18 protein-coding genes and 1 pseudogene are annotated in these 21,593 nt (G+C 43.3%); 9 read left to right on the forward strand and 10 right to left on the reverse strand.

The annotated features are described in order from the left end of the window. Positions 1–31: 31 nt before the first annotated feature. The gene (locus L5M40_RS08995) at positions 32–2,446 is read right to left on the reverse strand and encodes a TonB-dependent receptor domain-containing protein (RefSeq protein ID WP_263256523.1); all 2,415 of its coding nucleotides are present in this window, start codon (positions 2,444–2,446) and stop codon (positions 32–34) included. A gap of 158 nt (positions 2,447–2,604) precedes the next feature. On the opposite strand from L5M40_RS08995, the pseudogene L5M40_RS09000 reads away from it, so the two are divergent. Further along, positions 2,605–3,009, forward strand: a pseudogene (locus L5M40_RS09000) (GNAT family N-acetyltransferase). Between the two features lie 97 nt (positions 3,010–3,106). Next, on the forward strand, positions 3,107–4,219 hold the full coding sequence (locus tag L5M40_RS09005) for a hypothetical protein (protein ID WP_263145247.1): 1,113 nt from the start codon (positions 3,107–3,109) through the stop codon (positions 4,217–4,219). Between the two features lie 261 nt (positions 4,220–4,480). Here the strand turns inward: L5M40_RS09005 and L5M40_RS09010 are convergent, their stop codons facing one another. Continuing rightward, entirely contained in the window at positions 4,481–4,831 is a 351-nt protein-coding gene (locus tag L5M40_RS09010; RefSeq protein ID WP_263256524.1) for a hypothetical protein, read from the reverse strand. Positions 4,832–4,911: 80 nt separating this feature from the next. Continuing rightward, positions 4,912–5,454 (reverse strand): GNAT family N-acetyltransferase, encoded by a 543-nt coding sequence (locus tag L5M40_RS09015; protein ID WP_263145251.1) that lies wholly within the window; start codon positions 5,452–5,454, stop codon positions 4,912–4,914. Positions 5,455–5,622: 168 nt separating this feature from the next. Here L5M40_RS09015 and L5M40_RS09020 point away from each other — a divergent pair, with 168 nt between their 5' ends. Then, entirely contained in the window at positions 5,623–6,639 is a 1,017-nt protein-coding gene (locus tag L5M40_RS09020) for a GGDEF domain-containing protein (protein ID WP_263256525.1), read from the forward strand. A 36-nt stretch (positions 6,640–6,675) separates the two neighbouring features. Here L5M40_RS09020 and L5M40_RS09025 read toward each other — a convergent pair whose 3' ends face one another. Continuing rightward, on the reverse strand, positions 6,676–6,906 hold the full coding sequence (locus L5M40_RS09025; protein ID WP_028759411.1) for a hypothetical protein: 231 nt from the start codon (positions 6,904–6,906) through the stop codon (positions 6,676–6,678). Between the two features lie 71 nt (positions 6,907–6,977). Between L5M40_RS09025 and L5M40_RS09030 the strand changes: the two genes are divergently transcribed. Then, positions 6,978–7,394: an META domain-containing protein gene (locus L5M40_RS09030; RefSeq protein WP_113939802.1), complete on the forward strand. Its 417-nt coding sequence runs from the start codon at positions 6,978–6,980 to the stop codon at positions 7,392–7,394. 73 nt (positions 7,395–7,467) lie between these two features. Here L5M40_RS09030 and L5M40_RS09035 read toward each other — a convergent pair whose 3' ends face one another. Both L5M40_RS09035 and L5M40_RS09040 read right to left on the reverse strand, forming a co-directional pair. After that, positions 7,468–8,802 carry a dicarboxylate/amino acid:cation symporter gene (locus L5M40_RS09035; protein WP_105250105.1) on the reverse strand — a complete coding sequence of 445 codons (1,335 nt, stop codon included), beginning with the start codon at positions 8,800–8,802 and terminating at the stop codon, positions 7,468–7,470. 209 nt (positions 8,803–9,011) lie between these two features. Further along, a complete protein-coding gene (locus tag L5M40_RS09040; protein WP_113939800.1) occupies positions 9,012–9,308 on the reverse strand; it encodes a hypothetical protein in 297 nt (98 codons plus the stop codon). 213 nt (positions 9,309–9,521) lie between these two features. On the opposite strand from L5M40_RS09040, the gene L5M40_RS09045 reads away from it, so the two are divergent. Then, positions 9,522–9,965 carry a GNAT family N-acetyltransferase gene (locus L5M40_RS09045; RefSeq protein WP_105250107.1) on the forward strand — a complete coding sequence of 148 codons (444 nt, stop codon included), beginning with the start codon at positions 9,522–9,524 and terminating at the stop codon, positions 9,963–9,965. A 109-nt stretch (positions 9,966–10,074) separates the two neighbouring features. On the opposite strand, the gene L5M40_RS09050 is transcribed toward L5M40_RS09045, so the two are convergent. Further along, positions 10,075–11,370, reverse strand: coding sequence for an aromatic amino acid transport family protein (locus tag L5M40_RS09050; RefSeq protein WP_028761640.1), 1,296 nt, complete (start codon positions 11,368–11,370; stop codon positions 10,075–10,077). Positions 11,371–11,821: 451 nt separating this feature from the next. Continuing rightward, positions 11,822–14,386, reverse strand: a complete 2,565-nt coding sequence (locus L5M40_RS09055) for an acylase (protein ID WP_263256527.1) — start codon at positions 14,384–14,386, stop codon at positions 11,822–11,824. Between the two features lie 258 nt (positions 14,387–14,644). Here L5M40_RS09055 and yjjX point away from each other — a divergent pair, with 258 nt between their 5' ends. From yjjX to L5M40_RS09075, 4 genes are all read left to right on the forward strand, one after another. After that, a complete protein-coding gene (gene yjjX / locus L5M40_RS09060; protein ID WP_168824836.1) occupies positions 14,645–15,208 on the forward strand; it encodes an inosine/xanthosine triphosphatase in 564 nt (187 codons plus the stop codon). A 1-nt stretch (position 15,209) separates the two neighbouring features. Beyond that, the gene (locus L5M40_RS09065) at positions 15,210–16,259 is read left to right on the forward strand and encodes a bifunctional helix-turn-helix transcriptional regulator/GNAT family N-acetyltransferase (protein ID WP_263256529.1); all 1,050 of its coding nucleotides are present in this window, start codon (positions 15,210–15,212) and stop codon (positions 16,257–16,259) included. Between the two features lie 241 nt (positions 16,260–16,500). After that, on the forward strand, positions 16,501–18,963 hold the full coding sequence (locus L5M40_RS09070) for an ankyrin repeat domain-containing protein (protein WP_263256531.1): 2,463 nt from the start codon (positions 16,501–16,503) through the stop codon (positions 18,961–18,963). Between the two features lie 161 nt (positions 18,964–19,124). Next, positions 19,125–19,544: a hypothetical protein gene (locus tag L5M40_RS09075; protein WP_263145267.1), complete on the forward strand. Its 420-nt coding sequence runs from the start codon at positions 19,125–19,127 to the stop codon at positions 19,542–19,544. A gap of 140 nt (positions 19,545–19,684) precedes the next feature. On the opposite strand, the gene L5M40_RS09080 is transcribed toward L5M40_RS09075, so the two are convergent. Together L5M40_RS09080 and L5M40_RS09085 are read right to left on the reverse strand one after the other, a co-directional pair. Next, positions 19,685–20,890 (reverse strand): serine hydrolase domain-containing protein, encoded by a 1,206-nt coding sequence (locus L5M40_RS09080; RefSeq protein ID WP_263145269.1) that lies wholly within the window; start codon positions 20,888–20,890, stop codon positions 19,685–19,687. 252 nt (positions 20,891–21,142) lie between these two features. Next, positions 21,143–21,460 (reverse strand): hypothetical protein, encoded by a 318-nt coding sequence (locus tag L5M40_RS09085; protein ID WP_263176497.1) that lies wholly within the window; start codon positions 21,458–21,460, stop codon positions 21,143–21,145. Between the last annotated feature and the right edge of the window lie 133 nt (positions 21,461–21,593).

Consider the following 21,593-nt stretch of genomic DNA (forward strand, 5'->3'; position numbering starts at 1 on the left):
TCAAATAATGGCTAATGCACAGGGTATTCGTTTAGAAACGTACATTCATACCAACCCAGAAGTTACGGGCCTTATCTTTGTTATTAAAATCATCAACGTAAGATGCTGTGTATCCGTTTTGGCCATTGTCGTCAGAGACACAAGTGGTGCTAGTGTCACTACATTCGGTGAAGACAATATCGTATGAAGTAAAATCTTTATCAAACAAGTTATTTACTCGCATGTTGAAGGTGACAAACTCACTCGCCTGATAAGAACCACCAAGATGGAACACGTTATAACCTTTATAGTAGAGTGCAGCATCATTAATGATATCCCAAGAGCGATAACGTTTAGCACGGTATTCTGAGGTCAAGAATACGTTAAATGAGTCGGTCAACTCCCATTTTAATGTCGCGTTTGCCATATGCTTGGCACTGTTCCCGAGTGGACGGCCTTGCTCTGCACCGCTTTTCTGCTCGCTATCTGTGTAGGTATAATTAGCATTTAACGTTAAGGCATCTAGAATTTCCCAACGTCCCGCGAGCTCAGCACCTTGAATAGTAACTTTATCTATGTTGACTGTTTTGCTACTGACTGCATAACCTAAATCAGCATATTCACCCGCATCGGAACATTCTATGCTCGTACCTTTACCACAGGGTTGTGAAGCAATCTTATCGTCAAAGTCATTTTTAAAGATAGTGACGTTAAAATTATGGCCATCTGGATGGGACCAATACAGGGCGACTTCGCTGGACACACTGGTTTCAGCTTCGAGATCTGGGTTACCAAATTGCGGTGAGGTTCCTTGGCCACCAAAGCCAACGACACCATCATACAATTGTGTGGTTTTAGGTGTTTTAAAACCTGTGCTCACCCCACCCTTTACAGTCCACTCATTATTAATGGTGTAAACGCCGTATAGGCGTGGGCTGAGTTGGTTGCCAAATATTTCATGATCATCATGACGTAAACCCGCAGTAACAGATAAATCAGAAGTCATGCTCCATGTATCTTCAGCAAAAACAGACCACATATTATGTTCTTGTACTGCGCCCGGCGTACCTTCTTCCATACCAAATACACCGTCTTTCAACTCACCACGAATCACCTGCGCACCCGTCACTGCGACATGATTTCCTGCAGCTTCAAATGGAATATCGAGTTTCATATCAAGCGTATATTGATTACTTGCCATTTCGCGTTTAGGTCTAGGCAGGAAAGTGGATTCAGCAATCGCTTTACGTTCGGCTTCAGTCATGCCGATGTAATCCCCTTTACCATCAATCATCTGCAGTAGTAATACTCGCTCAGCAGTGGTAAATGGCAGTGTGCGGCCATTATTTTGTGTGTCGACATAGGATAGTGACACAAAGCTTGTACCAAAATCCCAAGCACCTTCATGGGTTAACGCCCAAGCATCACGGGTAAATTTTTGAGTCTCGCTGTAACCCGCTCGCGGATTTGATCGTCTTGCCCATTCACCACCGCTGGCTAGACAAGCAGCCTCACGGGAACCTACGCCGCCTTTACAGAAGTTACTGGCAATCCAGAGACTATCGATATTATCAACAGTGCCAAGCGGATACTCGCGTTCACCGTTATCATTGATCAGTGGCGTATTATCATAATCTTGAGATGAGGAATCTAAATCAAACCAAATTTTGTGATGTTCATTTAACGTCCAATTTAAACTACCACCTAACATATGATTTTCGTTATCGACGGTTTTACCGCCACCACCAAAACCGAGTGAACGAGTGCGTACTTCTCCATTAGGATAATCTACTGGTGCGTACTCTGGTGTAGACCCCATTCGATCATAGATACTGCCATTAATAGATAACCCAAGAACGCCTTTAATGAGGGGACCCATCACGCTGAAATCGGTAGTGATATCTTCACCATAGGCATCATTGGTTTGATGAGTTCGGCTGTGAGTGATAGAGCCAGACCATTCGTCGCCCACTTTTTTAGTGATGATGTTCACTACACCACCTAGAGCATCTGCACCGTATAACGTTGATGCTGGCCCACGAATAACTTCAATTCGATCAATAGCATCAAGTGGTGGTACATGACCAAATTGATTGCCACCAAAACTGTTTGGATAAATATCACCATGGTTATTCTGACGCTTACCATCGACAAGGATTAAGGTATAGTCAGATCCCATACCGCGTAGACTGATGGTACCTTGCCCTGTTTTATCACGGGTTTCACCAATATCAACCCCTTCCAAGTCACGCACTGCATCTAGGAGAGTGGTATAAGGTTTTATCATCAAATCTTCTTGGGTGATAACAGAAATACTGGCAGGTGCATCAACCAATTTCTGTTCATATCCAGAGGCAGTAACAACCATAACTTCCATTTTTCTGTCGGGAGCCTCTTCGGCTTGGACAAAATTACCCGTAAATACAGCGGTAATGGCAACTGCCAAGCAAGTTTGACGAAATAACATAAACCTCTCCTGTTTAGTAAACTTAGTTTACAAATGTAACCCATAAATGATTTCGCGAATGATAATGATTAACATTAGTGAGATCAATCAAAAGTTGAATACAACAGAAATAACATTTACGTTTATAAAGTAATCACATTCCAGAAAGAGTTTTTGACATGAACTTTGAAGTTATGAGTGAAGAAAATATCGCGATTGTGGATGCGCTGGTAGACGGCGTTCGGCAATATAATGCTGGGCTCTTAGGACCCGAGAAATCAGTACCTTTGACTGTCATTGCACGTGATGAAGCTGGCAAGTTGATTGGTGGTGTGGGTGGTCGAACTATCTATAAAAACTTCTTAATCAATGTCGTCTGAGTTGATGAGCAAACCAGAGGCACAGGGCTTGGGCGTAAACTGATGGCACTTGCAGAAGCAGAGGCGAAACAACGCAGTTGCCTAGTAGCCCAAGTGGATACCTTATCGATTCAAGCCCCAGTATTCTATGAGAAACAAGGTTTTGAGATCATAGGCACAGTCACCACGACACCTGAGCGCTACTTTATGGTGAAAAAGTATTGATAATTGGTAAAAGTACTATTGATAAAAATGCACAAATAATATCAATGACTATAAACAGACGAATAAAATAGATTTACTCTATAAAAAAGGAAATTAAATGAAGTTATTTCTTTCCACAATAATATCTTTTCTTATGTTTGGCTGCATGTCTTATACTTCATCGATACCAGAAGGGTATACAGGAGAGCTTGCTACAATTGATGATAGTTTTCAAAGACTAAGTCGAAGTAAAGCAAGTTTTTATTATATAAAGCTAATCGATGGAGAACCTATCCATAATAGCTTAACAGCATCTTCAGCGGCTTCTAATGGAAAAGGCTCGCAATTGATTGCAATGGGCGCATCAAGGTCGATTCCAATCAAACCCATAAACTTATATCTCATCGGCCAAGTCCATCACTCCGCTCCAATCGGATATATTTTTAGCTCAACCTCAAACTATATCATTGAGGGAGAAGTTAATTTTACACCGAAGAAAAACGAAAAATATCTTATTAATGGGAGTTTAAGTGAAGATTACTCTGCGGTATGGATAGAGGATATTAACGGAAATGTTGTATCAAAAGTTATTGAGAAAAGAGGCCTATCTCATGTTTCAATAATTGACTCAGGTCTTCAACCCAAAAAGATAGAACTTTCAAAAAAAGAATTATTCCTCAAATTGGCTAGCGGAGAAAGTGAAAACTTGGTTGTTTCAAAACTAGGCAAGCCGGACAAGATTACCAAATATGGTGGAAATTTCCTGATAGAAAAACCACCTAGCGTAACCTATCAGTATGAAGGCCTTGGAAGTATCCAGTTTAGTGCACAAAAGTCAGCAGCTCTCTTTATCGAACGAGTGACCCCAAACATTGAATGGTCAGATGATATATCATCAATAAAAATGCAGTTAAACAGCACAGGAGCAACATTACAGAGTTTAGCCAAAGGCTATTATCAACAAGATCATATCAAAATAGAGGTGCTAGATTTATTTGCTGAAAAAATCTGGACTGAGAAAAAGAATGAAGATCCCTACGTGATCGATGCTGTTTCTTGGCTTTGTAAAGTGTTAGCCAAAAGCAATAACTCACGCTACAGGTCAATATTACAAAACATTGCAACTGAGGCAAACGAAAATAAACTACGAAAACATGCCAAAAATAGCTTAGACCTATTACCAGTCACGGATGTTGATCAATTCATTCCAACGGAAAATAAATTTTACTGAAAATGAATTAAAACGTGTTTGTGCCTAGTGTTAACTAGGCTTTTATATTAAAAATTGTAAATACTAAACCTTATTTTAGTACAATCTCACTTCAATTTTATATTGAGTTAATTGGCAGTGATTCTATGTAGTTTAATTATGTCGTCAGCAAACATAGACTTACCACAGACTTCTTTGGGGGGAATGTTAAAAGTAGCAATCCAAGACAAGCTGCTGAAAACCTGTTCACCTTTAGTGGCGACCTGAAGGTCAAGTATGAATTTAGCAATGATCGAAATGGGCATTTTGCATGCAGAGTAGACCGATCTGCTCTTGGGATAAAATAGCGCATTCTAACGCGCTTTTGGAGTTTACACGGCTAAGTTCCTTATCGGTCAGTCGCGTAATCACCGTCGAATAGGCATTGGTTCGACCACAATCGAGCCAAATATTCCCCACTTGTACCCAATAATGCTGCACTTGCCCTGAATCGGAGATAAACTCGACTTCAAATCCCCTCGCCTCACATTCATGGTGAGCGCACTCAGATAGGACCAATCTCAAGTTGTCCCAAGCCGATAAATTGACTTCGGCATAGGCCGTTAATAGTGACTCAACAAATTGTACATGCATGTATTTATCTCCGTTATTTAACCTGAACTCGGGTTATTTACACAGTAGAGATTGAATCCTTAATTTCTATCATCGAACAACTAAGCTTGGGTCTTTGCCGCCATTAAATAATAATCTCTTGCCGAAACGGTGAAAAAATCCACAACCTGCATGTGCGCTTTACCCGAGTGAGCGGCAAAGGAACGTTCATTATCTTCAGCAATAAAGGTCAACATATAGCTAAAATGCGGAGCAACTTGGCGACGAATTTCATGGACTAATGCCTCGAAAATCCCTTGCCCACGGTAGGCTTGCTGCACCCATATCGGCCCGTATTGGCAAGAATTGACCTTAGTTAATTTAGGTCCATCCCAATCGAGTTGCCCCAAACGATTCAACAAAGTGCGGTAAATGGGCCAATGTTCGAAAAAAACCCAACGGCCTGCAATCACGTAACCGACGATCTGCTGCTCAACCTGCGCCACTACAATCCAATGGTGCTGCACTAATTCGCTCAATTCACTGTGGGAAAAAGCTTGCCCTTGTAACCCCATACTGGCGGAAGCTAATTCATCATTAAGATGTTTTTTCTCTAGCATCGCTAATAAATCAACATCTTGAGGTAAGGCTAGTCTAATTTTCACAGTGTTCTCACAGCATTATTTCGGCTTTGGGCCCAATTTCAGCCCACCAGTATACTCGGTTGGGTTAATAGGCACAGCAAGAACAAGGCAATATTTAGGGCTTTGATTTGCTAAATATCCTTTTATTTCCCAAACTTAATGGATATTTAGCCATAGTTAGGCGTTTGTATGTTGCCAGAAACCATTAATCCCAACTTGAGTTTACTTGATACCGATAATCAACAAGTCAATCTCACACGCTGGATGCACCAATGTGAGCTCATCAAAAGCTATTACAACGCCAACACGGTTTTCATATTCCAAAAAATCAGTGCAGGGTTTGAAATCATCGTCAGTTCAATCACTGAAACACCGCAATTTACCGCAGGCACTTTATATCCCCCAGCACTCGAACTCTTCAAACAGATACAAAACAGCCAACCTGATGGTTTATATCAAAACCTCGGCAGCTTTATGTTAGAGGATTTACCAAGGGATTTTGATGGTATTCAGCATATTCTCTCACGTCCTATCGCTTGGCCGGATGGTAGCCAATTTGGTGCCCTGTGTGTACTCAACCCGCATATAACAGAGCCACTAGTCAATGCCGCTATGCTCGAACCATTTCAGATTTTACTGCAACAGGAATTATCTCTGCTGTGTCAGAACCATAGAATTGAATCCCTTTCGATGCGCGACCAAGAAACCGGCATGCTCAATCATTATGGTTTTTTGATGATGGCGCCAAGACAGCTCAATTTAGGCCGCCGCTTTGGTGCCCATGCAGGCATCATCTTCTTTGAATTACTGAGTCCGGATAACACGCCCATCCCCCTCGAAGATAATCACCACAGGCTGTTAGGCAAGTTGATCCAAGATACGATACGGACCGCCGACGTTGCCGCCCACTACAACACCACTCAATTTGTGGTACTGGCCTTTGTGGATGGTGAACGAGATATTCAACATATTATGAAGCGGGTAGAAAAACAGTTAGAACAGCAAAACCACCAGCTTAAACTCGATGCGAGTTACAGTTTCTTCACTCCAGAATCCAGCGCTAAGCTTGCACCTATGATGGAACTCGCGCGGGGCAAACTCGATTCAATGCGCCCACCTGTACCACAAGCCGCAGACACGCCAGTAGAACCCGCCATTGACTCAAGCTTGTACGATAATCCCGCCGCAGATTCGGCAGAGCTTTGATTTAATGAAATTTAGGCTTAATTAGGCAGTACAAAATTACTTGGAATGCTCATCTTGGCGCTTCGCCCATTGGATAAACAGCACCACAGGATAGGGCGACATTAAGACCAACCCTAAACCAATCAGACTTGAGATCAATAACATGCCGCTTATCTCTAGACTCCATTGCGTCAACATATAAAACCCAAGTCCACAAACTAGCATCAATACACCTAACCAATGTAAAAACTTCAACAAATTCAGAGTACTTTTAAATGAGCCTGTCATATAAACCCCTTTAGATCTTACGAAAAACTTGTCACACTATGGCCATAATCATGGAAAAAGGAACCGCAACGATGTTAAAACAAACATTCATCTTAGGTGCATTACTCTTAGGCATCACAGCCTGCCAAAGTGCCGATATAGCTCCAAATGATACCATTCCATTAGAAGGCCGCTGGCACATTGAAATGGTCCAAGGCCAACCGACTATCGATTACAGCCCAGCGCAAATCACCTTTGAGGCCGAAGGTAAATTACATGGCAACAACAGCTGCAATAACTTTTTCGGTCAATATACTCAGCAAGGCGAAGAGCTTAAGCTATCTCCTGCCGGTAGCACAATGAAAGCCTGTGTGGATGCCCTAATGCAGCAAGAGCACAAAGTGATGCAAGCTATGCCATTAGTTACCAAAGCAAAATTAGTGCAAGGCCGACTTACCTTACTTAACAGCGACGACAAGCCAGTGTTAGTGTTAAGCCAAATGAAGTAACCATAAAACTTGTCAGCATAAAAAAACCGCCAATGGCGGTTTTTTTAGTTAACGAACCAGCAATAAAAGCTCCCTATGCTTTGACACTCTTAGCCGCTGCAATTTCGAGGGCGATATTCTGTTCGGCGATTACGGCGCTTTGATCTATGTCGGCATTATAATGCGCCATATCCAACTCATCTTCAGACTTTGCAATGACAGTCGTCGCCACTAAGTCACCGGAGACGTTTACCACAGTACGCACCATATCTAAAATACGGTCAATTCCCGCAATCAATGCCACCCCTTCTAAGGGAAGCCCTACGGTTGTGAGTACTAACGTCAACATCACTAAACCCGCACCGGGCACACCCGCAGTACCAATAGAGGCCAACGTCGCCGTTAAAATAATGGTGAGATAATCGACGACAGTCAGGTCGATACCAAACGCCTGTGCCACAAACAGTACTGTGACCCCTTGGTATAATGCTGTGCCATCCATATTGATTGTGGTGCCTAGCGGTAATACGAAGCTAGAGATCTTCTTATGAACCCCCAAATTTTCACTCGCACACTTCATACTCACAGGGAGCGTGCCCGCAGAGCTCGATGTGGTAAACGCCACTAACATGGCATTGCTAATCCCTTTAAAAAACTGCAGCGGGCTTAACTTTGCAAATCCGCGCAGTAAAAAACTATAGAATCCAAGCACATGAATAATACAGCCAAGATACACAGCAATAATAACTTTGATCAGTGGCCAGAGCATATCAATCCCATACTCCCCCGCTACCCAAGCCATTAGACCAAATACACCGTAGGGTGCGAGCTTCATCACCATGTCGGCCATTTTATACATGGCCTCAGCTAAACTTTCGAACACTTTAATTGCAGGTTTTCCATGCTCGCCAATCAGCACTAAGGCGATACCTAAAACAATCGCAAATACTATAACTTGCAAAATTTGCCCGCTTGCTAAAGCCGCAATAGGGTTCGTCGGCACTATGTCGATCAAAGTATCGACTAAAGAAGGTATTTCTTTGGCAGTTTGAGTCGCGCCTTCTGCCAATGACAAACCTAAACCAGCACCAGGTTGAAGAACATAACCGACAATTAAACCGATAGTGATCGCGATAGCCGTGGTAAAGAGATAAAACGCAAAAGATTTAAAACCAATACGCCCCATCTTGTTCGTATCTTGCATCGAAGTGACGCCCACAATCAGTGAGCAAAACACCAATGGCACAATCAGCATCTTAATGGAATTAACAAACAAGGTGCCTATCGGCTTTAAGTGAGTCGCTTGCTCGCCGAAGATGATGCCCACTAAAATACCTAGCACCATACCGATAACAATTTGCAGCCACAGCGGCACTGACATCCAGCGAGACCAAACACGGCCTAATGCTGACGACTTTTGTTTTGTCATATTGATAACCTTGAATTCGAAACTATGATGGGGCAAAGACCAAAACTAACGCGCTAGTTTCTCAGTCTAAATGGGGCAATCGCCGAGTCTAGCAGAGGGGTTTTAATCGAGGGATGATCTGGGTCACGTTGAGCTAAACCGCCTTAAAAACAGTAATATTAACCAAACCAACTTTGTTAAATTGGCCGCTGAGATGTTAGTTTTCCTGCTTAAGCATCAAAATATTCTGTGACTTTTTTTGGTGCTATTTGCTGACGATAAAGCGACGCAGGCGGTTGCTCACGCTCAATCAAATAACTCCAATAATCGTCATCAAAACCACTGAAAATAAAGTCGGACTTACCGTTAGCTTTTAAGACCAACCACCACCAAACTAAACCCCATAAACCGAAGCTCAACAGCGTTAAAATAAAATGCAGACGATGATTTATCTGTTCATCAGCAGCAATATCATAGACGGGTAAAATCTTAAGTTTATAGCGGCGAGTAGACTTAATAAATCCCATCATTAACTCACTTAGTTCAGCGAAAGGACACTAGAGATAAGCCTAGCAGATAAGACTTTAGTCGTACAAATATCCACAGTAATAAATAATATCAGTGCCTAACCTGCCACTGCCAAACTCGTTATCCCTCGTCGTTCCATGATAAAGTGAATCACAAAATGTTGTTTACTAAACAAGAGCGGTATTGCCAAATAACCGCCTAGGAGTTGTAGTATGTTGATTCGTAAAGCTAAGGCTCAAGACCTAATCGCCTTAGTGCAGTTTAATCAGGCCATGGCCCAAGAAACCGAAGGCCTAGCCTTAGATGAAGCGACACTGACTCGAGGTGTGGGCACGCTACTTGAGAGCCCGCAAAAAGGGTTTTACCTGGTCGCTGAAATCGCAGGTGAGCTAGTCGGCTCGCTCATGGTGACATTTGAATGGAGCGATTGGCGTGCGAAGGATTATTACTGGATCCAGAGTGTGTATATTCGCCCGAAAAATCGTCGCCAAGGCATCTATGCCAAACTCTACAGCGAAGTCAAACAACTGGCCGAAGCCAATGGTGGTGCCGCAAGCTTCCGTTTATATGTCGAGCAAGAAAATCTCGCCGCACAGCAGACCTATCAAGCGTTAGGGATGAAGCAGAGTTACTACTTAATGTACGAAGAAAAATAAGCGATTCAAATCTTATACGTAATAAAAAAGGATCGGGCCAATGGCACGATCCTTTTCTTTTTACGACTCACGATTCACATTCAAACCGCATTCCTACTAAGATTAAAACTTAACGAAAGAAGCCAAACAGAATAGCCGTCATTGCCAATAAACCCGCTATAACCACGAAGATATTGCTGATGCGACCACGGTGCGCTTTTAATGCTGGCACTTTGTATACAGCATACATAGGCATCAAGTACAGGATAGCCGCGATAATTGGGCCACCTAAAGCTTCAATCATATTCAAAATACTTGGGTTTTTGATTGCCACGGCCCAAATCGTCACAAACATAAACACCAGAATAAATTTGTTGATTTTTTGCTCTGAAATGCCTTTTTTATTCGTGTCTAACTGCTTAACAATAATCCCCTTCATGCCTTCTGTCGCGCCCATGTAATGGCCAAAGAAAGAAGACACAATCGCGATAAAGGCGATTAATGGACCAAAGTAGCTCACAAAACCACTTGAATGCACGTTGGCAAGATAAGACAAAATCGGTAGATTCTGAGCTTTCGCTTCGGCCAATTGTGCTGGCGATAATGACAACACACAAGAGAACACAAACAACATCACAAAGCCCACTAACATCATGGAAGTATTACGTAAAATAACATCAGCTTTGCGAGAAGCATTCGCGCCATGGTCACGTTTCAATGACACAGAAAACTGTGAAATCGCTGGAGAATGGTTAAAGGCAAACACTAAAACTGGAATCGTTAACCAAACTGTGCCTAAAAATGCACCCGCTTCTGGTACAACGAGTAAAGCATCCATTTTCCATTCAGGGATCAGGTAGATAGACATAAAGGCCAAAATACCCACCAGCGGATACACCAGCAATTGTGTCACTTTGAGCATGAATTTCTCACCTGCGACCATTACAGCCATCATACCGAGGATCAATACACCCGATAGAATGAAGCGTGGTGGCGATGCCATGCCTAACTGATTGACGATAAAACTATCGACAGTGTTGGTAATACCCACACCGTAAATTAATACAATCGGGTAGATAGCAAAGAAATACAGTACGGTAATGGCTTTACCCGCGCCAACACCAAAATGCTCTTCAACTACTTGAGTAATGTCGCTACCAGGAATGCTTGATGAACAAACAAAACGAGATAAACCACGGTGGGCAAGATAGGTCATAGGACCGATGATCACAGCCATTAACACAAGAGGCCAAAAGCCGCCCATGCCCGCATTGATAGGTAAAAATAAAATTCCAGCGCCAACGGCAGTGCCGAACAAACTCAACATCCAAGTCGTGTCTTGGCGAGTCCAAGGTAAGTGTTTCGTTGAATCTAGATTCTGTGTGCTTTGAGGTGTTCCAAGAACACTGGTCGCATCTTTTTGCATATAAAAGTTACCTTACGGTGTGACTAGCATAATAAATTCGCGCTAAGGATAACCAAAAAAAGCCCATAAAAGTTGATCTGACACGGCTTTATGTAAGGGAATTTCATAATAAACTGATATTGAGATCTAGATCGCTGATTTAATGTAATAAGTTTTCAATGCAGCATCAAAACATATACATAAAAAGCCACTTAAAAATACAAGATATTCACCTCAAGCTAAATCCAGTGACATTGCATAAGCGCCGAGAAAAACAGCTAACCGGGCATATGTCACAAAAATCAACAAAACGAGACGCACCACTACACACTCGCACCTAAGGTAGATCGAGATCACAGTCGTTAATGTTAAATTTTTACAAATCGCTATCAGTCGCAAACACGCATAAAAAACGGCTCATCCGGATTCAACTCCGAAGTGAGCCGCTAACGATTAAAGCGCAAAATCTGACTTATGGTTTTTGTAGTGTCAGCTCAGTCGTCGACACTACAGCAGGGGCTATGTCAGCCTCTTTGAACAACAAAGGACGGAAGCTTTTAGCACTCGAGTACAAGATACTTTGATCGGCAAACGCAGGCGTTAAGATATTACTCGACTCAGAGTAAGTTAAAATCCCCCGCGCCACAGGCCCCTCATCGGTAAAGTTCACCGCCATCATCCAACTTGAACCATAACGCACTTGGTATCCTTTCGCCGTTAAGCCAGAACTCATCGCCTTGCCTGTGACTACATCCATCACAGCAGCGTATTTGTGCTGCGGGATCAAAGTGTCATCACCCGACAAACTGGTTGAAAACACGTTGAATCCACCTTCAGCATTATGGCTACCCGGCCAAGGTAAACGCGACCCACTTGGCGTTCCATCTGGCAGCGATTTCTCCACAAATTGCACATCCCCTAATGGCGCATCTAAGGCAAAGCCTGCGGCCTCAAGGTTAAGCGCACTGTGCGCCAAGGCCTTTAAGGCACTGCCATCCGTAGTCAAGGTTTTAGGTGTCGTTGCCGCATTAGCGGGATCGAATCCTTGGGTCAACATGGTTTTTTGGCTGAATAGATGGGCAAATTCACGTAGTAAAGCACCACCTTTACTGTCGTTATCTTGCTTACCGTTCCACGCCTTTAATGCCGCACAAGCCAAAGAGACATCCTTAGATAAACTTGCCGACACCACCACAGGTGTACTGCCTTGGGCATCACACTGGGCAATCAAGTCAGGCAGCACTAACTCGGCGAGATAACTGCGATTCGACAGCACAGCCGCTTCGAGTTCTTCCAAGCTGAACTTGCCATCAGCCCCCGCGGCGTCCTGCATTAAGCTCAAGCCCATCCGTGTACGTAGTGATAGCTGTCCAGCCTCTGCGCCGTACATAGGCGAGAAGTAAGTCAGCGGTTCATTCAAGTTGGTCGACCAAAAGGAGTCATTGGAGTTTTGCACAAAGTCGCTGCGCTCAAGCTTGGGCGCACGCTCATAGGGCGTAGGAGCATCGAAGCTAAACAGTGAAGTGTTACCGGGTAAAATCGTAAATCCGGCTTTTGCCTTAGCCGCTTTAATATCCGGTGAGGTTTTTAACAACACGACTGCCGATTCGGATAATCCTGGCACAGTTGAGTCGTCGATATAGAAAGCATTGCCCTCTTTATCGGCGTACATAGTGTTATTGAAGATGACACCATCGTAGTCCTTAAATGCCTGTTGGAACTCTTCTTTGTTCGTCGCCATGTTCATGGCTAACCAATGGTCAACAGGGTCCATAGTCCCCATATTGGCATCTTGGATCATAAAGGCACTGCCATCATCCCAACCGAAAGGCGCTAAAGCGGGAGGAGCTTCGACCATAGGGCCTTTGGCCGTAGTATAAATATCTTTCTCGGCGACCAGCATGCCCGCAGGACCTGCATTCACTAGAACCGATACTGTCTCTTTGGTGATAGGCATAGGTTTACCATCAAACAAATACTGCATCCGATCACCTGAGACTAACTCAAGGTTATACATCACAAAATGCTCAGCGGTAGAGAAGGTATGAGTCCAAGCGAGATCTTTATTGAAACCAATATTAATCGGTCCAGGCATACCCACTAACGAGCCGCCCATCATATCTAAATGCCCTGGGATCGTAATATGGGATTGCCAAAAACGCAGGTTACCCGTATGCGGGAAATGCGGATTACCTAGCACCATGCCCTTACCATTTTCAGTTTTATCCTTGCCTAAACCCCAACCATTTGAACCTAAATCGCGGGGATTAGTCTCTGGTGTCGTGATACGAGCCGCGCGGGCAATCAACTTAGACTGCATATCGGCCACAAACGCAGTTTGGTCTTGGCTAGGCGCAGGCCCAACGATACGCGGCATGTATTCCTGTGCATCTCCTGGGTTAGCGTAAAAAATCAGATCGAGAAAGTTAGCTGCGCCCGGTAATAAGGCGATAGAAAACAAATAAGTCACCACATCTTCTGGCACTATGGGTTTCACCCAAGGCTGACCGCCACAGAAAGGTTCTGCCGTTTGTGTGCCCGCTTCGACATCAGCAAGATATTGGTTATAACCAGAGGTAAAACCTTGGATAAGTGCCCGAGAGTTTTCACTAAATTTCGGCCATTTTTCTTCGGCTTGCGCTCTGATCTTTAACGCTTTATAGGCAAAATCTGAGATAAGGTTACCATTATCTTCCGCCGTAGGTTGACCCGTAGTGAAGTCAATCGACGCATGGGGGCCAAAGTACATAGAACGCTGTGAGTTCGCCTTGATAAAACCATCGGCTAATACACATAAGTTGTCCTGTGCCTGCGCATAACCGCTACCAAAACCTAAACTTTCTAAGTTGTCAGCTTGGATATGCGGCACGCCATAGGTCGTACGGCGAATACTGGCTTTGAGTAAACCATTGGGGGCAAAAGCTTGCAGTTGAGTTTCAGGTTCGGTAGGCGTAGTGCTATCTTCGCTATCGTTACAGCCAGTCAGTATTACACCGCAGGCCATTCCCATAGCAATCACGAGTTTGTTGAATTTCATTATTATTATCTCTTGGTTTTGGTTCCTTCAATGACATAGCCTTACTGCCTATTCCAGCCCAAATTACTGAAGGAGCAATAGTTGCATGTCGCTTCCTAGTCCCTAAGGCTGGCTATTGCCTCCCCTACTGTTGGCTTTTTTACTGAGCTTCGCCGACGACTGTGGCAGAATAGAAAACCCAAACGCTTAGACACCTCAGACCATTTAAGCAATGATTCAAACGAGCGTCCACATTAAAATCCAAAATAAATAACTTATATGCAACAAAACATTATTAAGATAAAAGTGGGTTCTAAAAACCCTGTAAAAATCAACGCGGCAACTAATGCCATGGCACAACTGTTCCCTGACAGCATTATAGAAGCCTGCGGTATGGATGCGCCTTCAGGTGTTGCGGCGCAGCCAATGACAGATCTCGACACTCGCCAAGGGGCGATCAATCGGGTGCGCTATTGTCAACAGCAGGACCCGCAAGAGACTAAAGCCGACTACTATTTTGCGATGGAAGGCGGTGTCGATTGTTTCGACTTTGGCCCAGCCACATTCGCCTATATCGCTATTGGCCATAAAGACCAGCTTGCCATTGGCCGCAGTGCAATTTTACCTTTACCAATGCAAGTTTATCGGGCATTAGAAGCGGGAGAAGAACTCGGGGATGTCATGGATAGGTTGTTCAATACAATCAATATTAAGCAAAAAGGCGGTGCCATAGGTTTACTAACCCACGGCCATGCGACCCGTGAAAGTAATTACACCCAAGCGATTATTCTCGCCATGGCGCCATTATTGAATCCTGATATTTACACAGCAGATTGTTATTAATATGTTGCAAGAGGAGTTAAAGCCCGCTAACTTAGTTGTGACATGCAACCAAACCTATTCGACTATGGCTCAAACAGACGCACCATTGGCTCAAGATCCCGCGAAGCCTGTGACTCAAACTAAGCAAACGACTGAGTCAGGCTCATCCGCCCAACTCAGGCATTTGTCTCGCTATCTGGTGAGAAATTTAGGCATGCTCAACGCCGCCTTTGGGGATTTACCCCTTTCTCCCGTGCAAGCCCATGCCCTGTTTGAGATAGGCAAGCAGCCCCTGACCATCAAAGAGCTTGCCTGCAAACTCAGCATAGATAAGTCCAATGCGAGCCGCGCTATCAAGCATTTGATCGATAAACATCTTGCCCAGAGTCAGGTACATCCACGGGACAGTCGCTGCTTAGTTGTGCAACTGACACCTGCGGGTAAGAAGTTACTCGTTAAATTGGATACTCAGCAGAATCAATTATTCCAAGGGATCTTAGCCCAACTGACTCCATTGCAAACTTCACAAATCGAAGAGGCCCTCGTGTTATATAACCAAGCCGTACATAACGCCAAGCAGCAAAGTGGTTGCCACATTCGCCAAGCCACAGCCCAAGATGATGCCGCAATTGCCAAAGTCATCCGCGATGTTTCGGCCGAATACGGCTTAACCGCGGATAAAGGCTATAGCGTGGCAGACCCGACCTTAGATTGCCTAAGCCAGATTTACTCCCAAGCGGGCGCCAACTATTGGATTATTGAATTAGAGGGCCGCATTTTAGGCGGCGCCGGTATTGCGCCTTTAGCTAACAATGATGGCGTCTGCGAACTGCAAAAAATGTACTTTATGCCAGAAATCCGCGGCAAAGGACTCGCAAAACGCGTAGCGTTAATGGCACTCGATTTCGCCCGCGAAACGGGTTATCAAAGCTGCTATTTAGAAACCACCGCTGTACTAAATGAAGCCGTAAAACTCTATGAGAAATTGGGCTTTGTGCATCTGTCGGCTCCCCTAGGGAACACAGGCCACGACGCCTGCGAAATGCCGATGATGCTAGATCTTAATCAATAGGATATGAAGCAGAATTCCAATCAAAGTAACAATGCCAAACATGTCATCATGCAACTTGTTTGGCATTATCAATTTGTATCAAAAAATGTTATTCAAACAGGATCATTTTAATTATCAGTCTTAGGGCATAGTTTTTCTTAACTTAAATGCATTAAAATATGTCAATTTTACCCCACTCAATTTTTAATAAATTGAAAGGTGTTTGATACCATTTTGTTAACGGCATTAAATAGGGAACATTATGCTCAGTTGGATTTTTAGTGATAAGAAAATCACACTTCGGGAAATATGCCTAGATAACACGCTTTCGACCTCGGCTAAAATAAAGAAAGTTGATCAATTTCTTGCCGATAGTGGAGATCTCAACTTTATTGATCTCAATATTTCGCCCTGCAATATATTAGTTCCACTATCTTGCAGCCCTCAGTCCGATTTAGTGCTTATAAAATACTTGCTCAGCAAAGGCGCTAAAATAGAATGTAATGGTTTCAGTGCCTTGCATTCGGCTATTGAATATAACAACTCAGAACTCGTTACCCTATACCTAGACTCTAGTGCCAATCTTTACTTTCAAAATCAATATAATAATTGCTGGCTCAACTACCTATTTCATCCTAATCCGCAATATATCTATCAAGACCATCAACGTAGAGACATGATCGACCTTCTACTTGCAGCTAACTTAGATATCAATAAACCGGTGAGCTTTTGGACTAATGGTGAATTAAATAATCCACTAGAAATATTATATGATGAACGTAATAAAGATCTGTTCCTGCATATCATTAATAAAGATATCCCATTAGACATTGGCAAATTAAGCCTGATTGAAAACATTATTTCTTCGAGCGAATTTTGGGGAGTAGAAACATTTTCTCCCTTAGTTAAACGCTTCCCTGCATTTAAAAAGTCACGCTATATTATGGCCAACGATAGCAGCTTCTGGGATGATGCCAATTTACTCGAACTATGCGTTTACGCCAAAGCGCAAGACTACACTGAATACCTGTTAGACCATTATCCGCAGCTCAAAGCCGACTCCCACGCTAAAAGTTTGGTCTATGCAGCATTGACCTCAGAATTTGACCTTAGGATTATCGAAAAACTGATTAAGGCCACCGTCGATATCAATCGCATCTATAGGATGACACCGCCTGATGCCGACCATTCACCTTTACTCAACCAATATATTAATAATGCCCAATTTACCGATCCGAATAAACGGAGCTACATCTACCAAGCCCTTGAACTGTTGCTCAAATATGGCGCTAATCCAAATGCCGAATTTGTGAATACGGGTAAACCCTATGAGATGTTAGTCTGGTCGAATTTACGACTATTGGTTTATCCAATGGTCGAAAAGAAAACCTTTCTGCCCGAGTTTTTCGATCTGTTCCTGCAATATGGTATGGATATCAATAAAAAATTTGGTGCGGTGGATGAACCGACCTTACTGACTATCTGCCAGCGTGGTTCAGGGAAAGAAGATCAAGCAACGCTTATCCAAGTGATGGAATATCTGCTCACCAAGGGGCTGGATTTAAGCCTCACCAATATCTATAACACTAACTATGTGTCTGCGGCGGCCATCTCCTGTCGAAGCCAACTACTTGAATGGCTCATTCACCAAGGCGGGGATATTTTTACCCATTGTGGCCACGATAATTCGCCCATTCTACACAAGGCGATTTCGACCTACTGGTGGGATGAAATTACCGGCCATATGCGGCGAAAAACCGTAGAACTATTACTGCGCCATGGAGCAAAGTTAGAAGAATTCTCGGTGGATGAGCAATTTACGCCATTAATGTGCGCCAGTTACTACGGCGCGCAGTCCTGCGTAGAGGCGCTACTCGAACATGGCGCCAACCCCAATGCCATCAATGGTGAAGACACCACTCCTGCCCTTTGCGCTGTGATAGGCGGCAGTTCAATCGAGTTCCCCCGCTTTGAATCAACGGCGGTGCGGATCTTAAGACTTTTGCAGCAATATGGCGCCGACTTAACCGTGACCAATAGCTTAGGCAATAGCCCGCTAATAGCGGCTATTGAGCAAGAATATAAAGAGATTTTCGAAGCGCTGCTGCAAATAGCCTCCTACAGTGAAACTCAGCTTGAGCAAGCACTCAGCAAAGCCCTGCCGCAAAGCTATTTCCAGCGCCGCCTGCTACAAACACTGGGGCGCGAGATACCGCCAGCCCCCACAACCATAGCCCACAATCGCGCAATACCAGCAACAGCTTCGAGCAATGCCGATCCTATGACGGCCAATCCGCAAGCATCTGAGGTGAATGTGACACCTGCGCCCGTCAAGCAAACCAAATTAGAGGTGAGTAATGCGGCGGCAAATCGAGATCAAATCCCAACGCTATTCGATCTCAAAACCAAAGTGCAGAGCTTTTTTAAACTGATCGCCACCGATCCGACGATCACAGTTGAACAACTCAATTCGGTGAGAGTCCTTATTGATCAATTGATAGAAAAACTCGACAACTTTAGCTTTTTCCGCAATCAAGCGACAAAGGCCGAATTTGAGGAAGGTGTTCAGGAATATATCGATGAAACCGTCGAAGAAATTAACGGAATTATCGAGGATGATTATCCAGCGCTTACCGAAGCCTTAGTCGATTCAGTTTGGACGATTTTGCAGTACTTTAGGGTTGATATTGATATCGAGACCGCACTTAGAAAGCGCTTTTGGTAACTGTAAGTCACAGATTAACGTCTCTTTGTTAGGGACGTTAATCATTAAAATAGAGTTTGAATTCTCTGTTAGCTAACAAACTTACACCCTTAACTAAAGAAAATGGCTCTTTAAAAGACACAAGTGCCGATAAAATCTATTCAATGAGGAGATTCAACCATATGAAACATCAAGTACTATTTGGTATAAAATCAACAAGTAAAGATGAAAAAACAATTCATAATAAACTCAAAGAATTTCTAGCATTAATAGATAGAAAAACATCTACAGCTAAGAACCCTACTATGCTTGAGAGTTTTTTACCATTCAGGATAAAACATTACCATTGGAATCTAAATAAAGAGACAGGCACATTCATTAAATTATTTCCCAATGTAGATCTTGATGCAAATACTTTCGCACCATCAAAACCAGAATGCAGCTGGTTATTGAGTATCATTTTCCACCAAGATTTTCCTGGATACGAAAGAATTAAATCCGAAGATTATATAATTAGCTTGTTAGACTCATTGAACTATGAATATGAAATGATATATGAAACAGATAGTCGTGATTCAATTAAATATGGCGACATTAAGTAGTAAAAGACTATATTTATTCCCTTAACGCGGGAGATAGTAGCCATTATCTCCCGCAGAAACTATATCTTAGAAATCTTTTAAGTACTAAAGTACCATGCTTAATATCAGCATAAGGGCACTTATGTCAGTAGTCAGTTTACTCAAATCACTGGTGCAAGTGATGTTTTAACAAGCAGTAACTGGCTACGAATGATTTGACGTATCTGATTATGCAGTTCAAATACTCGAGCGCGATCATTAAGATTTAGCGATAGATTTTCCAGCATCACCAGATCCAAATTAAATTCAGGATAATGAAGTGTCATCGACATATAGCCAGATAAATAGCCCGTATGACTGTATTCGACGAGACCATCGTCCTTATTGATCCTCACCCCATAGCCATAGCGCATATTCGGCCATAAGAATTGGATCTCGGTATACGCCGTTGTCATCCGTTGATAACTCTTTGCACTCATCAACTTGCCAGAGTGTAATAGATGCTGAAAGGCGGCATAAGCTGGCACTGAAGCAATCAATCCCCCGGCAGGTAACAAAGCTTCATCAAGCACTAAGTCAGCAGGGGCAATCACCTTGCTTTCCTGTAAACCTACGGCGAGTGAAGGCACTTTGGCGTGAATCGCCTCAATACTGCCAAGCTCAGCGCTCAAGCCATTAAGCTGGTATCGCGTTGCAAACTGCGCCACTTGCTCGGCAAAGGATTGGTGATTGACCTTCTCAAGCACTTGCCCTAAAAGTGAATAACCGAAGTTGGAGTATTCAAATTGGCTACCCGGCTCGAATCGATTAGCCTTACCCAGTTTATCGACACCCGATGTATGCGTCAGCAGTTGGTGCAGCGTAATCCGCTCGTCATATCGACTGGTATTCAATGCATCCGCACTTAGATTTGCCCACGCCACAGTGCCTTTTAGCGCCTTATTCCTCCCATCTGCATCACCAAAAAGATAATGATTAAGCGATAGGTTTAAGTCGAGTTTCCCCGCATCGACCGCCTGCAATATCAAGGTTGCGGTGATTTGTTTAGAAAGTGATGCCATCACAAAGCGCGAATCTTGACTAATACCTTCCCCCTTTTGCAGTTCAAGCTGCGGCTTGCCCTCCTCAAGCAGGATAACACTGCCACTAAATGGCTGCGGCGAATCCTTTATCGCGGCTTGGATTAAGGTCTTAATCTCCGCCACCTTCGATACTGAAGATGCGGTTTGGCTTTCAACGGCAATAGAGTTACTGCCTTGCCCGATTTGCTCTTGTTCAGCACCTGTTTCTAATAACAAACCAAAACTATTGGCACTTGGGAATAATAAAAAACCAGTCAACAGGGTACTGATAACACTCAAACGCATGGGTTATCCTTAACGTAATTAACAAATAATGCTGCCTGCTAGAAAAAAGCAAGCTTATCACAAGCGCTTTTTATGGATAATACAATTTAATCTTTACAATTGAATTATAAAGGAAATATTCCATATAAAAATGACACAACAAAGTGATACCTAGGGCGACGAAGCTAATCCGAACAGTATAAACCAAGTGGCAGTCTTCCCCAGTTTGTAGACTGAATATCTCAAGTTGCAGCGAATACACATTCAAAATGGCTATAAAACGACAATAGTAATAATTATCGCACCTAACATATATAAGCCTGCAGAAAGTGATATCGATTTTAGTGGGCTAAACTCCTCAACTTCCAACGTCTGTATATCTTCAATTTTGACTAGTTGCCCTTCTCCCTCGATATGCTGTTCCGTTGCACTTTCGACTTGAAATTCCATTTGTTCGCCAGATATTGTGGTGACTTTGACCTTTTCACCTATGTAGCTGGATACCGATTGAGAATCCAATTTAACTTCATTGAGTGAAGAGCATGCGCAGAGGGAGAAACAGATAAGTGATACTACTGCTAACTTTTTCAAACAAGCCTCCTATCCTACAACTATAACATCCATGATAAGTTGTACCTGTAGACATAAGCATTTAGGTATAAGCTACTCAGCTTACAGAGTTTCGCCTACAAGTTACAGAAACCTAGACTAAATCCACTTAAAT

The sequence above is a fragment of the Shewanella sp. SM68 genome, from assembly GCF_025653925.1.
Lineage (GTDB): Bacteria > Pseudomonadota > Gammaproteobacteria > Enterobacterales > Shewanellaceae > Shewanella > Shewanella oncorhynchi.